General features: G+C 36.3%; 11 protein-coding genes. 7 read left to right on the top strand and 4 right to left on the bottom strand.

From position 1 onward, the window contains the following. Positions 1 to 133 precede the first annotated feature (133 nt). The 3 genes from ACFPZG_RS17280 to ACFPZG_RS17270 form a co-directional block, all read right to left on the bottom strand. On the bottom strand, positions 134 to 568 hold the full coding sequence (locus tag ACFPZG_RS17280; protein ID WP_317941308.1) for a YfmQ family protein: 435 nt from the start codon (positions 566 to 568) through the stop codon (positions 134 to 136). A 280-nt stretch (positions 569 to 848) separates the two neighbouring features. Beyond that, a complete protein-coding gene (locus ACFPZG_RS17275; protein WP_283734294.1) occupies positions 849 to 1,130 on the bottom strand; it encodes a DUF2277 domain-containing protein in 282 nt (93 codons plus the stop codon). Positions 1,131 to 1,535: 405 nt separating this feature from the next. Then, positions 1,536 to 2,294, bottom strand: a complete 759-nt coding sequence (locus ACFPZG_RS17270) for a hypothetical protein (protein WP_283734295.1) — start codon at positions 2,292 to 2,294, stop codon at positions 1,536 to 1,538. A gap of 186 nt (positions 2,295 to 2,480) precedes the next feature. On the opposite strand from ACFPZG_RS17270, the gene ACFPZG_RS17265 reads away from it, so the two are divergent. Then, complete coding sequence (locus ACFPZG_RS17265; protein WP_283734296.1) at positions 2,481 to 3,392, top strand: hypothetical protein; 912 nt, start codon at positions 2,481 to 2,483, stop codon at positions 3,390 to 3,392. Positions 3,393 to 3,518: 126 nt separating this feature from the next. Here the strand turns inward: ACFPZG_RS17265 and ACFPZG_RS17260 are convergent, their stop codons facing one another. After that, positions 3,519 to 3,623: a hypothetical protein gene (locus ACFPZG_RS17260; RefSeq protein WP_283734297.1), complete on the bottom strand. Its 105-nt coding sequence runs from the start codon at positions 3,621 to 3,623 to the stop codon at positions 3,519 to 3,521. Positions 3,624 to 4,380: 757 nt separating this feature from the next. Here ACFPZG_RS17260 and ACFPZG_RS17255 point away from each other — a divergent pair. The 6 genes from ACFPZG_RS17255 (at position 4,381) to pglZ (ending at position 16,403) form a co-directional block, all read left to right on the top strand. Continuing rightward, positions 4,381 to 4,983: a DUF1819 family protein gene (locus tag ACFPZG_RS17255; protein ID WP_283734298.1), complete on the top strand. Its 603-nt coding sequence runs from the start codon at positions 4,381 to 4,383 to the stop codon at positions 4,981 to 4,983. A 4-nt stretch (positions 4,984 to 4,987) separates the two neighbouring features. Beyond that, the gene (locus ACFPZG_RS17250; RefSeq protein WP_317941307.1) at positions 4,988 to 5,554 is read left to right on the top strand and encodes a DUF1788 domain-containing protein; all 567 of its coding nucleotides are present in this window, start codon (positions 4,988 to 4,990) and stop codon (positions 5,552 to 5,554) included. A gap of 17 nt (positions 5,555 to 5,571) precedes the next feature. Further along, entirely contained in the window at positions 5,572 to 9,150 is a 3,579-nt protein-coding gene (gene brxC / locus ACFPZG_RS17245; RefSeq protein WP_283734301.1) for a BREX system P-loop protein BrxC, read from the top strand. An 81-nt stretch (positions 9,151 to 9,231) separates the two neighbouring features. Further along, positions 9,232 to 12,738, top strand: a complete 3,507-nt coding sequence (gene pglX / locus ACFPZG_RS17240) for a BREX-1 system adenine-specific DNA-methyltransferase PglX (protein WP_381428189.1) — start codon at positions 9,232 to 9,234, stop codon at positions 12,736 to 12,738. Between the two features lie 122 nt (positions 12,739 to 12,860). After that, a complete protein-coding gene (locus ACFPZG_RS17235) occupies positions 12,861 to 13,724 on the top strand; it encodes a hypothetical protein (RefSeq protein ID WP_283734302.1) in 864 nt (287 codons plus the stop codon). A gap of 126 nt (positions 13,725 to 13,850) precedes the next feature. Beyond that, a complete protein-coding gene (gene pglZ / locus ACFPZG_RS17230; protein ID WP_381428186.1) occupies positions 13,851 to 16,403 on the top strand; it encodes a BREX-1 system phosphatase PglZ type A in 2,553 nt (850 codons plus the stop codon). The last annotated feature ends 3 nt before the right edge of the window (positions 16,404 to 16,406 follow it).

Below are 16,406 nucleotides of genomic sequence, written 5' to 3'. Positions count from 1 at the left end.
CGGGTGCTTAGATCAATAAGGATAGTAAACTATTTCTCGAAAAAAAAGGGAAATCTATTTTATAAATGAGTTAGATCCAATAACACTAAAAAAGAAGCATGAATCCTATGAAATGAGGAATCATGCTTCTTTTTTAGGCTTTTTCAGAAATACTGAAGTTTTGAAGAGGCTCGGAACTCAGAGTAAATGATATAATTTTTTTCTTCCATTGCTTGACGACATCAACATGATCGTCATAAGGGTAAAGATAGAAATTCATTTCCTTTTTCCTGCTTTGAACGTTGATAATAAACGGAATAACAGCAGTCTCTGGATGCAGAAACGATTCCTCAGTCCCGGGAAATATATGATTTCTCTTTACGAATTGAGCCTCATTAAAATAGTCACTTAAACGATTTTTATCTTCCTCTTCCAAGCGCTTTCCGTTAAAAGTTACAGTAATATCGTTTGGGTCAATCTTTGAATGAATTGCAAATCGATTCATTAACCACTCCACAAGTCTACTTGTGGGACTCGATATAAATATACAAAGTGTACCGATTACGATCGAAATAATCGTCCATATCATTTCCTATCAACTCCGTTATGTGGTTGCTTGTTGTATTGATTAATCGTAACAAATTGAGTTGAGAGTGTGTTTGACAAATTACTTACTTTTAATTGTTAACCGGGGGAGGTTTTGGGGAGGTAGTAATTGGGTGTCAGTGCTACACGCTATTCAGGCAATACACTAAAATTGCGTAAAATAAAGAAAAAAGCCAACTAAATAAACAATTAGTGGCTTACTTCATGCATATAGATAACTTTTATAGAATTGTCATAAATGTGTATTGCACAGGCACCACAGATTAATCCCTATTTTCCAATCCAAATCTTTTTGCATTACGGGCTTTAGCCCGTTCAGCTTCTACTTCTCGATTACGGGGTTCGGCATTCGTTACTAATGTGTTAAGTAAATTCTGTGTAGCAATAAACACTTCCTCAACAGCACGATTAATAGCGTCTTCGTTCGCCTTGGATGGCTTACTAAAACCAGAAACCTTCCGAACATATTGGAGCGACGCTGCATAAATTTCGTCCGTCGTAGCTGGAGGGTGAAAATTAAACAGTGTTTTAATGTTACGGCACATATCGTTCGCCTCATTTGTTAGTTTTTTTCGATTGTATCATATTCGACTTAAATGTATGGTTTCTTATCCTATTAGTTGGAAGGAAAATTAGCATCGCCCTGCACATTCATTTCGAGTATTAGGTTCTCATTGAATTTCGAATTGTGTTAGAACCTGGTACCTTTTTCAAAGTGGGAGGCGGTTAAATTTCCTTATTATGTGGGGGAGGTTTTGGGGAGGTAGGGTGAATTAATACAATGAAGCCAATCGTATGATTACAGTTGGCTTCGTTGCTTACATATAAATCGACACGTGTTCGACGTAGATTCGAAACAGTGATGTAGAGCAAAAACCTGGATCAATCTGCATCTTTTCAGGCGAAATCGAATCAGGGAGTGTTATCCCTCCCTCTACAATCGGCAATCGCTAATATGCTGTAATTACTTTGGACACCAGTTTCTCTATTTCAATTGTTTCCAATTTAACAGGCCCAAATATAGAAAAACAGGAGCCATACTCTTTTATATGGAATGGAAAACGTTTTTGTTCTTCGCTAATCGGATTTTTTTTATCTATCATAAAAAAACCTATCTTTTCTTCGTATGAAACCAAGTCTCGAGGGAAATTTCCACGTATTAAAATACTAAAAGGATTTCCATAGTTTATAGTTGGCTCAAACCAATATTTTGCTTCTCCATGACTATCCTCATTCTCTAATTCAAAACAAGTTTCTTGTAGTAGTTGAACTAATTTGTCCGTTGACTTTAAAAAATACCACACAACGTCAAGTAATTCTTTACACCTATTGATATCGGGTGGTGGGGCATCGTTATGCTCGATGGCATTGCGAATAAGACGGAGATTATCCATTATATAAGGCCTTACTATTTGAAAACTTTCTAATAACTCTAAATAACCTTTAGGTTTATTCTTGATATTTATGATTCTAAAAGAATAAAGAGTTTCAATATGATTCAATCTATGATTGTAGGACCTTTTTAAATTAGTGACTCCATCTGCAAGTGCGAACTTGCTATTATTTCCCTCAATTAATGTTTTCGCATGCTCCCAAATGCTATAAGCTCTTGAAATAGGTTCTTGGGAGAGTACTGTGCCACCGGTTGAAGAAGAGTCCCAATAAAAAATTTCACTGGAAATCCAAATCCTTTTTGAGTTCTTTTCCACTCTTTCAGCTCCTATTGAAATTGTCCGCTTTATTAATTATTATTAAGTCAACTATGTAAATATTACCTAAATATATTCAGGTTGAGTTTTTGGACAAATTAACTTCATAAGGATAGAAAAACTGTAACTTTTTTCAACAACAAGGGAATCTATGAAATTGGAATAAAAATTCGGGCGAAAGTAAGGATGAACATTAACATTGAGAAGTCCTTTATAAGATTTTGGGTGAAGTCAGTAAACATAATCTATTTAACTGAACATATAGGGGGGATATTAATTATTAATGATTATCTATCGTATTTACCAATAGTTATAGGAATAATCGTCGCTTGCTTGGGATATTTATTTGGACAAAGGAGTAATAAGATTGAACGATTTTATCGACAATTAGATGATAATTTAAATGGATTATGCGGTCCAATGTATTTCCATCTTAGACGCATATTTGGAGAAAATAATTATGAAAACAGAGAAGATTACTTGATTGAATTTTTCGGTAACTTTAATTCGACAAATTCTAATATATCAAAGTTAGGTAATAAAGATGCAATCGAGGAATTTATAAAAAGTGAAATTTTATTTGTGAAGTTTAAAAAAAGTAGAAATGCAAAGGATTGGAAAGAATTCTGGGAATCATTATATTTTCTTGATAAGATTATCTCTGATGAATACTGGGAGAACTTTAATGCGCTGTACGGTGAATATAGGTGGTTTCAAAAGACATTAACATCTAATCCATTTATTAGATTTTGGAATGAACTTATTCATATTTCATTTCAGACTTCAAAATTCAGTGTTATATCGGCATTGCTTTTCGTTTACTTATGCTTATGGGATAAGTATAACGCCAAACTTTATCCTGAAGAACTATATTATATATCAATCGATATACTTTCACTCGTGGTTACTCTATTTGGATTTCTGTTAATACTGAAATCAACTACTTATAATAGAAATCAAAAACGCTCGATAGTAAAAATCATATTGTTAAAAATTTCACCAAAGCTAGTTGAATTTTGGGATATGAAAGTAGTGCGTACACCTAAGAAAATAGTTATTCCTAACATGCATAATAAACATACTGAAAGGGATAACTGAAGTATTGGCCTTTTTCAAGTCAATTGACTTGGAAAGGGTTTTCTATTTGCATAGAAATATTTAAGCCAACAACCAATTTACAGCTTCATTCACATCCTCTGCAATCAAATCATGTGTAACATCTTTCTACCTACTAAAAAACTCACCAATACTATATTTGTAATATGCATCCTTCCCGGTCCCCGTTTTCACCAATATCTTTTTACACTCAACCTCATCCGCAGCCAGCAAATCAGTCCATCTGTCCCCGATGACAACACACTGCTCTCAATTCAAGTTATTCCCTTTTGTGGCTATAAGTAGCGTTTTAGGCGAAGGCTTTCTACAGGTACATCCATCTGTATGCCCATGCGGACAAAGATAAATTTATCGAAGTTGAATCTGATGAGCTCATCTTAGAAACATTGGTAGGATGCGTCGCCCTTTGAAATACATGGTTGGTTTGTGAATAAAAAAAAATCCCTGCTTTTTCAGGTTGCTGGATTGAATCTGCAACACGGGGGAATAGCTTAAACCCCCCGGGATAAATAACACTGTCACTGGCCCCGATAGTTCCATCCCTGTCTAAAAATACTGCTTAGAAGTCCAAGATTATTATCTCCATTCTTGTATTAGTACTTCTATAAATGTGAAGGGAAGTACTTTTGTTTTGAGAAATAATTGTTTATGAAAGCTGGTACATCGTAAAATCGTGTGTAGACAATTTAAACGCATAGACTTCGGATTATTGGATCAGCTCGAACAAAATGAATTGGTTAAGGGTAGGCCACCACTAATTCCAATGAGTAATGGGGGATAGATTCGTTGTAGGAACAATAGGACTTTAAGACCTTTGCCGACACCAATCGAATGGTAGCCGAAGTATCTGGATATATTACATAAACACCAGTAGAATAAGAGGTAAGATTAATGTTTTTGTTATCATTTTAATAATATGTTGAAAATATAAGTATTTAGGCATTTAGTATTGCGGAAAAGGTGGAATTATATGACAATGGAATTAAAGTACAGTGCGGCCCTTACTGGCGCGTCATTCATGCTTTTTGAGTTTAAGCAAATTGCAACTCTAAAAGAAAATGGTTTGTCAGATGATGAAATACGGCACAAAGTTTTGACGGAAAACTTATTTCAATATGAAAAGTTATCAAGTTTAAAGAGAGGACTTCCTTATATTTTGCAAAGAGTAAATGCTCTTGATGACTATTTACGCAAGTATGTTCTCCAAGAAACACTGGAGTCAAGTAAACTTGTAAACCTGTACGCGATTATGAAAACGGACAGGCTTTTCTTTGAGTTCATGAGTGAAGTGATGCAAGAGAAGTTAAGCACGCATAATTACACCTTGGAAAAGAAAGATATAAATTCCTACTTTGCAATTAAATCAGAACAAGACACGGCCGTTGCAAGTTGGTCGGATTCTACTGTCGAAAAACTTCAATCAGTCTTTCGTAAAATTCTTTATGAATCGGGAATTTTAACAAACTATCGAACAGGCGAGTTGAACCGGTTGATTGTTGATGAGCAAATCAAGAATCATTTACATGCTATTGGTGATGGCCGTTATTTACAAGTGATTGGAGAGAGCAGGTGATTAAATGAGTAATATTTACGGACGTTTGGATAAAATCATACCAAAAATTAAAGAGGACAAGTTCATAGACGGACGTGGACTTGGCAATGAAATTAGTTTTTATGTATTTGACTATGAGCCTCAAGCAGAGCTCATAGTTCGAGATTATGTAGAACATATTAAGAAATACTTCACTTATGAAGGGACGGACAGGAAAATCATTGAGTTTGACCTTTATAAGTTATTAATTGAGATAACCAAAGAAAAACGAATTTTTGACCGAATTTTTCAGATGGAAGAGCGACAAGGGAAAGATGCCCTTTTCAAGGCGATGACGACTTTTGCAAAACCTGAAGTATTCCTACAGAAAATTAAGGAACAAATGGGTGATCACAATGTAGTATTCCTTACAGGTGTTGGAAAAGTTTATCCGTTTGTAAGATCACATAATATCTTGAACAACTTGCAAGAAGTGTTAGATAAAACACCAGTCATCATGTTCTTTCCAGGGCAATACGATGGTCAATCACTACAATTGTTCAGCAAGTTTAAAGATGATAATTACTATAGAGCATTTCGCTTGGTTGAGTAGAAAAAGGGGGATTACAGATGATACTAAAAGACATGTATTTAAAGGACATTGAACGTGACATCCGTGGGGTAATTAAAGTCGCCCAAACAAACGAAGCTGATATTTATCAGGAATTGGACGAATATGTAGTCACCCAAGAATTACATAAGCATCTCTCCAAGTTCTACGACAATTACCAAAGAGGAATTGATGGCAAGACGGACAAAATGGGAGTGTGGATTTCGGGTTTCTTTGGATCTGGTAAATCTCATTTCCTGAAAATTCTTGCTTACTTGTTAGAAAACAAAGCAGTAAAAGGAAAGAAGCCAGTCGATTTCTTTGAAGAAAAAGTCAAAGATCCACTTGTTTACGCTAATATGAAGCGAACGGCTGACGTGGCTACAGAAACAATTCTTTTCAACATCGATTCGAAAAGCTCGCTTGATAACAAATCAAAAGAAGATGCGATTTTGCGTGTCTTTATGAAGGTGTTTTACGAACATAGAGGCTATTACGGGGACATTCCAGGCGTTGCAGAGATGGAGAAGTATTTGGACAAGCAAGGTGTCTACGGAGCGTTTAAACATGAGTTTCAGGCGTTAGCGGGCGAACCTTGGGAAGAACGTCGCAACAGCTTCTATTTCGACGCAGACTTCGTTATCGGAGCATTGACAAAAGTGACCGACATGTCAGAGGAATCGGCACGCAATTGGTTCGAAAACGGGGTTAATAACTTCGAAATTAGTATCGAGAAATTCTCAAAAGACGTGAAAGAATACATTGACGAAAAAGGCCCGAACTTCCATTTAGTTTTCCTTGTTGATGAAATTGGCCAATATATCGGAGACAGCCGTAACCTAATGCTCAACTTGCAGACGCTTGCAGAGGATTTAGGGACGCATGCTCACGGTAAAGTATGGATTATGGTGACATCGCAGGAAAGCATTGACTCGATTGTCAAAGTGAAGGGCGATGACTTCTCTCGTATTCAAGGGCGTTTCGATACAAGACTATCCCTGTCATCTATTTCAGTGGATGAGGTTATTAAGAAACGTATTTTGGAAAAACACTCGCATGTCAATGATAAGCTAAAAGTTCTCTACCCTGAAAAAAGTGCCATCTTGAAAAACTTGATTAGCTTCCGAGAAAGTACGGCGGATCTTAGAGGTTTTGACAACGAACAGGAATTTGCGGATGTCTATCCATTTGTCCCGTACCAATTCAAACTACTACAAAACGTGTTTGAACAAGTAAGGAAGCATGGTTCATCAGGGAAGCACTTATCAGAAGGGGAACGTTCGATGCTCTCAGCGTTTAAGGAAGCAGGGCTTCGCTTTAAAGATGATGAAGAAGGCATGCTCATTCCTTTCCATGCGTTTTACGATACGATTAAGGAATTCCTTAACCCATCTATATCACGGGTCATTGAAGGGGCAAATGAAAACCCAGCATTAAAAGATGATCCATTCAACATGGACTTACTAAAAGTATTATTCATGATCAAATACATTAAAGAACTGCCAGCAAACATCGACAATATTGCCACACTTATGGTGACGAATATTGATGAAGACAAGCTACAGCTAAAAGAAAAAATCAAAGGTTCCCTTCGTAAATTGATTGCGCAAACATTGATTCAAAAGAACGGTGATTATTACTTGTTCTTAACGGATGATGAGCAGGATATTAACCGTGAAATCAAACAGATGAACATTGATGAAGATATCGTCAAGCGGGAATTGGCAAACTATATTTTCCAAGACTTATATGATGATAAACGATTCAATTATTCCAAGGAATATGCATTCTCCTACAATCAGATTATGGATGAGAAAACCTACGGAAACCAAACATCAAGCATCGGGTTGCAAATTCTGTCTCCACTATCAGACCATTATCACAAGTCGGATCAGGAAATGATGATGATGACTTCTGGCAGTGGTGAAATGATCATCAAGCTTGGTGGCAATGAGGCATATGTCGAGGAAATGGAAGAAGCGTTACGAATCGAAGAGTATCGCAGGAAGAAGAACATCACTCAGCTTCCTGAAAACATACAAAACATCTTGAACAACAAGCAAGCAGAAGTGCGTGAGCGTAGACGCAGAGTACGGGAACTGTTAGATGATGCCATCAAAGACGGAACATTCTTCGTCAACGGCGACAAAATGGATATCAAAGGTTCTTCTGTAAAGGAGAAAATCAATTCTGCTTTCAAACAATTGGTTGACAATGTTTATACGAAGTTAGGCTATGTTAAAGAACATTTGGTTAGCGCACAAGACTTGAAATCCATATTGCTTTCAAATGAAGGGCAAATATCATTTGATGAACAAATCGGTAAAAACCCAAATGAATTGGCAAAACGGGAAATTTATGAATTCATTGAGATGCAAAATCAAATCCAAAAACAAAATCGAGTAAAAGTTGTCTACGATCGTTTTCAGGACAAGCCTTTCGGTTGGAAGCAGCTTGACATTGCAGGACTGATTGCAGAGCTATTGATGGAGCAACGTATCCGTATTCGTTATAACGCTGAGTATTTGGAGCCGGATACAGATACGAACAAGTTAATGACGGTATTCGAGAAAGTATCTGAAGCAGATAAAGGAATTATCGTTAAACGTGTGAAAGTTGATGAAGGGCTTATAAGTACTGCGAAACGTGTGTGTAGGGAAATCTTTAACACGACGGATTTAGCGGATGATGAGGATGGCCTTGTCAAAGATATCCTTGGATTGATAGACAAACAAATTGCTGAAATCAGAGGCTACAAAGCCCGTTATGAAGGCAGAAAATATCCAGGGATGAGCTTGCTTGACAAAGGCCTTGAATACTTCGAGCAATTTGACAGCAAACTCGATAATGCTTCTTTCTTTAAAAAGTTAAACGAACTGGAAGATGATCTGGCAGATTGGGAAGAAGACATCGTTTATGTGAAAAGCTTCTTTGGCACGAATCAGAAAGACATTTTTGATCAAGGTTTGGCTGGAATCACTAAATATGAGGAGAACAAAGCATATCTCTCTCATCAAGAAGTGATGGATGCTATGGGCAAACTTCTTTCTATTATCCAAGATCCTATTCCCTATCGGAAAATCAAAGATATCCCAGAATTGGTTCATACATTAGAAAAAGAAATCAAGGTTATCCTTGTCGAGAAAAAAGACAATGCTCAACAAAAGTTAAAAATGGATTATGATGAGTTGTCAATCCTGGCGAAACAATACGGAGTATTCAATCAAACAAAGCAGCGAGTCGATTACTATTATGACGGACTAAAAAACAGTCTCGATTCGTTTACAGATATATTCAAAGTAGATGCAACCATCTCACAAAGTAATAGTTACAAAGAAAGAACAACTACGGAAATTCGCCGTGAAATTGCTGAATGGAAACGGAAAAAAGCTGAAGAACACAACGAACAGAAAGGTGGAAAAGTCGTAGATCCACCAGTAAAAGAACCTGTAGTTCAGAAACAAAGTGTAAAAGTCACTAATCTTGTCCCTGTTACAACTTTAACATCAGAAGACGATGTTGATAAATACATTAATACGTTATCCCATAAATTAAAACAAATCATCAAATCGAATAAACAAATCGAGTTTATCGAGTAACATACCAACGGGTGCCAGACATGGACATCCATTCGCGTCCTACCGCGAATTGTGGCCGTGCCTGGCACCCTATTCAAAGGAGTGACTAATTTGAACAAAACAGCCCTGAAAAAATTCGCAACTGAGGCACGAGTAGAGTTGCTGGAAAAAGTAGAGCTACAAGCAAGAAAACTTGGCATTACAGCCGAATCCATTCAAAAAGCAAATGTCGAAAGCTCAGATGCCGTCTTTATAGGCGGCAAACAGCTTTCTGATACAGAAAGAAGGCAACGAAACAAACTCATTGCTCGAATCAATGAAATTGGCTTTGCCCGTGTTATGGAAGAAACGGCATACACTTGGTTCAACCGTTTCATCGCATTAAGATACATGGAAGTAAACGACTATCTTCCTACAAAAGTGCGTGTCCTTTCTTCAAATTCAGGCAGTGCCGAGCCAGATATGATGAAAGAAGCATTATCACTGGATCTTGACTTAGATAAAGAAAAAGTTTACGACTTGAAAATGAATAATGAGACAGACGAGCTTTTCAAATATCTGATCAAAATGCATTGTAACGATTTAAACCGCTACATGCCATTCATGTTCGAGACAATTGAGGATTATACGGAAATCCTCTTTCCAGAAGGATTGCTTGGAACGGATTCTTTCGTTCGTAAAATGACGGATATGGAAGTTATTCCAGAGAGTAATTGGGAAAAGGTTGAGATTATCGGGTGGCTTTATCAATATTATATTTCGGAAGAAAAAGATGAAGTATTTGCTAATCTGAAAAAGAATATCAAAATTACGAAAGATACACTACCTGCGGCCACACAGCTTTTTACACCGAATTGGATTGTTCGATACATGGTAGAAAACTCATTGGGACGCATTTGGCTTGATAGTTATCCTGAAAGTCAATTGAAATCTGAATGGAAATATTATTTAGATGAAGCGGGGCAAGAAGAAGAGGTTATCAAGCAACTCGATGAAATAAGATATAAAAATGTAAATCCCGAAGAAATTACGTTCCTTGATCCTTGTTGTGGAAGTGGGCATATTCTTGTATATGCGTTTGATGTTTTCTACGACATGTATCTTGAAAAAGGTTATATGGAAAATGAAATCCCTCAACTAATTTTAGAAAAAAATCTCTTCGGATTGGATGTTGATGATCGTGCAGTTCAATTATCATCATTTGCAGTCATGATGAAAGCAAGAGAGAAATCTCGAAGGATTTTTAGACAAGCAATTCAACCAAATATTTGTGCAGTGCAAGAAAGCAATTGGCTAACAGACGAGATGATTAAGAATATATCTGGTAATAACAATGAAATTAAAGATGCACTTCAAACTATTCAAAACACATTTTTAGACGCAAAAGAGTATGGCTCATTATTAAGTGTGGGACTAGTAGAGTATGGATTTATTGAACAGCGATTTATAGATTATAAAGGGGAACAGGCTGATCTCGTTGAGATGGTTGACAAACAAATAGTAGAAGAAAAACTACCACTACTACTTAAGCAATCACTATTATTAAGCCGAAATTATGATGTTGTGTGTACTAATCCACCCTACATGGGGAGAAGTGGCATGAATGCAAAGCTTACGCAATACCTCGATAAGTATTATAAAGAATCAAAAGCAGACCTATTTGCGGCTTTTATTGAAAGATCTTACAAACTTGCTACAGAGTACGGATATATTTCCATGATTACTATGGAAAGTTGGATGTTTCTATCAAGTTACGAGAAGTTGAGAGAAAAAATAATAGAAGAAAAAACTATTTCCCGATTAATTCACATGCCGTACCAGGGCAGAGGAAGAACCAGTTTAGGAATAAATTTTGGAACTTCTGCTGTAGTTATTAATAATCACCATGTTAAAAATTACAGAAATCAGAATATGTGTATAAGATTTAATGAAATTAATGAGGAGGGGGTACCCCTAACATTTCCAGTAATAAATGAAAGGTATAAAAGTTCGAAAGTAGTAGATTTTAATAAAATTCCAGGGAGTCCCATTGCATATTGGCTTAGCGATAAGATTAGGGAAGTTTTTGAATCTAACATTAAACTTGGTGAAATTGCGGCACCAAGAAAAGGTAATTCCACGTCAAATAATAATCTTTTTTTAAGATTATGGTATGAAGTTGAATTTGATAAGCTAAATATTAATAAAAAGAAAATCGTTCGAGAGGAAACAATAAGTAAAAGGTGGTTCCCTTATAATAAAGGGGGACAATATAGAAAATGGTACGGTAATAACGAGTATATAATTGATTGGAAAAATGATGCGGAAGAAATAAGGAAAATTCCAACTGCTGTAATTGCAAATTATGATTATTTTATGAAACCAGGCTTAACGTGGTCTACAGTTACATCTTCGAATTTTAGTATAAGAAAATTCGAAGATGGATTTATATTTGATAATGGTGGTTGTTGTTTATTTACTGAAGAAAATCAAAGAAATTACTTTTTAGCATTATTAAATTCATCGGTATTTAAATATATTTTAGCCGAAATTAATCCTACATTAAATTTCCAATCAGGAGAAATTGCGAAGTTCCCAGTAATAAAAGCAAATCCTCAACAAAATGAAATAGTTGATTTATTGGCAACTAGTAACCATCAAATTAGCAAGGGAGATTGGGATAATTACGAAACATCATGGGATTTTGAACAGCATGCTTTGTTAAAGAATAATGAAAAAATATTTACAATTGAAAACGCATTTGAAAATTGGAAAAGTCAAACTGATAATCAGTTTATAGAACTTAAGCAAAATGAAGAAAAGTTAAATCAAGTTTTTATAGAAATTTATGGCTTACAGCATGAATTGGCTTCCGAAGTTGACGATAAATATGTAACGATTCGAAAGGCTGATATGGAAAAGGATATAAAAAGTTTCATCTCCTATGCTATTGGTTGCTCGTATGGTAGATATTCACTTGATGAAGAAGGTCTCACTTACGCTGGCGGGGAATTCAATGCCTCCCGTTATAAAACATTCCCAGCAGACGAAGACAACATCCTTCCAATCTTACAAGGTGCTTATTTCGAAGATGACATCGTAACGAGATTCGTAGATTTCGTTCGGGTGACGTTTGGTGAAGAAACACTTGAAGAAAATCTTGATTTTGTAGCGAATGCAATTGGGCGTAGAAAGAATGAAACAGCAAGGGAAGCATTGCGTCGTTATTTCTTGAATGAATTCTATAAAGATCATGTGCAAGTATATAAGAAGCGACCAATTTACTGGCTGTTCACGTCAGGAAAGGAAAAGGCATTTAATTGTCTTATTTATATGCACCGTTACGATAAAACGACGCTTTCCCGTATTCGGACTGATTATTTGCATGAAGTTCAGATTCGCTTGGATGCGGAGAAGAAGGACTTACTTGAAATTATTGAAGGGGATTCCACAACTAAGGAAATCAGTAATGCAAAAAAAGAATTGAAATCGCTCGATAAGAAAATTGATGAGTTGAAAGCGTATGATGAGTTGTTGCATCATATGGCGGATATGCAAATTGAGATTGACTTGGATGACGGTGTGAAAGTGAATTATGAGAAGTTTAAGGGGTTAGTGGCGAAGATATAACCTTAGAATGAGAAGCGGTTTCTGTTCATGGACTTGCTTCTCTTTCATTCATATTTAGAGTGACAATCGGGTAATCGTTACTTATTTTGATGTAAGAGCTACTGAAATTGGGTGAATAATTAATGGGAATAATCGAATGGGAAACAGTTCTTACAGATGTTTTGTCTGGTAGTGCAGTGCTTATAATTGGAGCAGTAGGTGGCGGACTCTTTGGATACTTTCGTGGAAAAAAGAAATCAGTATTAGCAATCGAAAGGAAAAACATGATATACCAGCCATTACTGGATGAACTGAATCCAATAAGTAATTTTGAATTAAATGTTTTTAAAAATGAAGAAGCTTCTATTTTGAAGGAAGTTGTTACAAATGAATATAAGTACGGATTGTCAACGGAGTTACAAGAAAAGTGTAATCAATTATATTCACTAATACAACAATTTAATAAAATCAACTTAGTATCTGTTGCTCAAAATAAAATTGTAGGGATATTTGAAAGTGGATATAGAGAAATATTTGGAAGTATAATTGATGGAATCAGTAATAATAAGGACAGGGATGGGAATGAATGGGAGGTTGAGCATTTAGCTTTACCAGTTGAATTAATTCGAAGAACTGATTTCAAAAAATCTATTATTAATCTCCTTAATAATGAAGAATTGTATGATAGTGAAGTTTGTGTGGATGAAAATAATAATATTTTTGTTCCGATATATGGAGAATTAGTACATGTATACAATTCTGTTTTACATGCAACTATTAATGGTGTAAGTAATCAATTACCTCCACTAAAAAAAGAATTAGGTATGTCGCCTGCTGAGTACATGGCTCTTAATTATGACTTTTTTAAAATATTTAATGCAGACACACAAAAGATAAGAAAGTATGAGCTAAGAGAAGAAATAATATTCAAATCGCAAGAAGTAATAGAAGATTTAAAAGAAGTTATAAGAAAAATAGTACAGATATACGAAGTTGAAGAAGTCTAAGTGGATACTATGAAACTTAAATAAGTTGTAATTGACGAAATACTAATTAGCCTCAAAGATATATCTTCATTCACTGGTGAATCTTAGTTTTATTATAGCTGTAGAGAGTAGGTGATTGTAATGAACATGGGACAAATTGAATCCGCACTAAAAGACATTTTCAATGAACCGCTAAAAGACGGAGAACAGCGAAAAATCGTCTTCTGGGTGGACAAGGACGAAGAATTTATTGAAGAAATCGAGCAATTGGCGATTGCTGGAGTTAATGTCGAAACATTATCTGATAATAACCAATTCTACATGAAGCATTTATTAGAGGAAGAAGATCCGACTTCTTCTTATTTAATCTATACGAATGTGGAGTTAGGTGTAGAGGATAACTGGCTGGCGGATACGGTGTTGTATTCAAAGACGTTTTTTGCGGATCGAGTGTCACTTCTTTTGAGTGAGCTTCACATTGACCCATCACTTAGGGCGACTGTTAAAGAGCATGAACGATTCTTTAATAATAAAGAGCGGTTCCGAAAATTTAAGGCATTTGGCATCGAATCTTATACAGAGGAAACGATTGAATTGGCAATCATGAGTGTTCTTTGCAACGTGAATACAACTGATTTTGAAGCAGTGTTAAAAACAGTGCTAATGGATACGCTGGATGATAACGACAACAAGTATTTGTCGCTTATGGAGCGATTCTTTGATATTGACGTATTTTGGACGTATGTGGCGAATCATTATGGGTATGAGCGTGAAACGAAGACGTTGAAGACGCTGTTCTTTCATTTAACTGTGACGGCGTTCAATCATTCTGTGGGTGAAGAGTATTTAACGTCTGTGCAAGATTTTATTGCCAAGCGGAATAAAGCGAATGCATTGGTGTTCATTGACCATTGGATGCACCACAAAACGGATTACACGATTTTTGATGAAAACGCAGAAATGGTTGAACGAGAAATCCAACTTCCAAGTATATTGCAATCTGTCCCTATTGATGAATTCAAGCAGGCTGATACATTCCCATATATCGACAAAGCGATCATCATTCACATTGCCAATAGCTTGATGGAGAAGCTGGAAGATTATGAGGAATATACAAAACTTATTAAGTTAAGACGGGCGAAACATTACTACAATCAATATGCATCCGTATACGAAGCCCTCTATTATACGGTTATGATGCATGAATTCCATAAAGAACATCAGCAAGGCATTCCACAAGTGCGGGCATTCGACCTGTACGAAGAGTATCGTAAGGAATATCACGTCATGGATACATACTACCGCAAGTTTTACATTGCGTACGATGAGGAAAGCAACCACGAATTATTGAAGAAGTTGAAAGAGCTTGTGGAATATCTGTATACGAATTGGTTTATGGGAGAGTTGAGTTCGCACTGGTCGCAAGCGGTGAAAGCAGAAATGACCGAGGAATGGTCGCTTCCTGGTGTACAAAATCAACAAGCATTTTATTCATCCATCGTCGCACCGCATATTCGAAATGGCGATCGTGTCTTTGTAATCATATCGGATGCGATGAGATATGAAGTGGGAGTTGAACTTGCAGAGCGGTTGAACTCTGAAACGATGGGTGTCTGTGACATGCAGACGATTCTTGGGGTTGTGCCATCAGTCACTAAGCTTGGAATGGCCTCATTGCTTCCACACCGTAGTTTAGATTTTGATGCAAATGGTCGGGTGCTTGTTGATGGAAAAGATTCAGCAGGGCTTGAAAATCGTAAGAAAATCATTGAGTCATTTGTAGACGAAAGCATCGCTGTTCATTTCCAAGACGTGCTTGCAATGAATAAGGCAGGCAGACGTGAGACGTTTAAAGGGAAGAAGCTTGTTTATATTTATCATGACACGATTGATGCGATGGGCGACAAGGCTTCAACAGAAATGTACACGTTTAATGCGGTGGAAACAGCTTTAAATCAATTGTACGATTTGGTGAAAATCATTCGGGATGATTTGAGTGGAACGAACATTTATATTACTGCCGATCATGGTTTCCTTTATCAGCGAGATGCACTGGAAGAGAGCGATAAGATTGGCAATGAAATAGTGGATGCGGTTGAAGTGAAACGTCGTTATGTGTTGTCACAAGAAAAACGTGATGTTTCAGGACAACTGGCGATTAACTTATCTTCCGTTGTGAAAAACGAACATGGCTTAACGGCGTATGTACCGAATGGAACGATTCGTAATCGAATACAAGGCACTGGCGTGAACTTTGTGCATGGTGGGGCAAGCTTGCAGGAAGTTGTTGTTCCGTTAGTTTCATTCAAAAATAAGCGGGCGGGACAAAAAGGTTCGCAAGCTATTCAAAAGGTTGATGTTAAGCTTACAAGCACGACACGCAAAATTACGAATAGCATTTTCAACTTAGATTTCTTCCAAACGGAAAAAGTGGAAGATAAGAGGATTCCTCGTACAGTTGTAATTTGTATGGCAGACGACAAAGGAAATGTGCTGTCAAATGAAGAAAGAATTATTGGGGATCGTTCATTTGATAATCCAGCCGAACGGACATTTAGAATTCAATTTGTATTGAAAAATATTTCATACGATCGTAACAAAACCTATTACTTAATTGTAAAAGATACAGAAACAGGTGTTATTACGGAAAAAGTTCCGTTTTCCATCAACTTAGGAATTGTAAGTGATTTTGATTTTTGAGTG

Source organism: Sporosarcina thermotolerans, from assembly GCF_042658975.1.
Classification (GTDB): domain Bacteria; phylum Bacillota; class Bacilli; order Bacillales_A; family Planococcaceae; genus Sporosarcina; species Sporosarcina thermotolerans.
Note: the sequence above shows the minus strand (reverse complement) of the source record. Positions and strands in the feature narration are given on the sequence as shown.

Coding starts and splice junctions, on each gene's coding strand:
- ACFPZG_RS17280 (WP_317941308.1), bottom strand. CDS start 568: ATGATATGGACGATTATTTCGATCGTAATCGGTACACTTTGTATATTT.
- ACFPZG_RS17275 (WP_283734294.1), bottom strand. CDS start 1,130: ATGTGCCGTAACATTAAAACACTGTTTAATTTTCACCCTCCAGCTACG.
- ACFPZG_RS17265 (WP_283734296.1), top strand. CDS start 2,481: ATGAACATTAACATTGAGAAGTCCTTTATAAGATTTTGGGTGAAGTCA.
- ACFPZG_RS17255 (WP_283734298.1), top strand. CDS start 4,381: ATGACAATGGAATTAAAGTACAGTGCGGCCCTTACTGGCGCGTCATTC.
- ACFPZG_RS17250 (WP_317941307.1), top strand. CDS start 4,988: ATGAGTAATATTTACGGACGTTTGGATAAAATCATACCAAAAATTAAA.
- brxC (WP_283734301.1), top strand. CDS start 5,572: ATGATACTAAAAGACATGTATTTAAAGGACATTGAACGTGACATCCGT.
- ACFPZG_RS17235 (WP_283734302.1), top strand. CDS start 12,861: ATGGGAATAATCGAATGGGAAACAGTTCTTACAGATGTTTTGTCTGGT.
- pglZ (WP_381428186.1), top strand. CDS start 13,851: ATGGGACAAATTGAATCCGCACTAAAAGACATTTTCAATGAACCGCTA.